The 252-nt window shown below is 60.7% G+C and carries 1 pseudogene; it reads left to right on the top strand.

From position 1 onward, the window contains the following. Nucleotides 1-252, top strand: a pseudogene (locus GWC77_RS28790) (hypothetical protein); the annotation flags it as partial.

Raw genomic sequence — 252 nt, 5'->3', positions numbered from 1 at the left:
GCAACATGCGCCGAGCGTCAATCAACAAACGCTTGTCAGCGTCAATCAACATCGGCATCATCAACCTCGCCGCGACATTCTCATCTTGTTTGTCGCGCGTCTCTCATCCAGATTGTCGCGCCACAGCCCGACGCTGTCGCTGGGCGCTCGGCGGCGCAAGACCTACCTCGTCTCGCTGATGGACGATGCCTCGCGGCTCATCGCCCACAGCGCATTCTGTGTCTCGGAGAACGCCCTGGAGATCGAGGGCGT

The organism is Paraburkholderia sp. NMBU_R16 (assembly GCF_013282575.1).
Taxonomy (GTDB): Bacteria; Pseudomonadota; Gammaproteobacteria; order Burkholderiales; family Burkholderiaceae; genus Trinickia.
The sequence above is the reverse complement of the archived record's forward strand: the minus strand, read 5'-3'. Positions and strand labels throughout refer to the sequence as shown.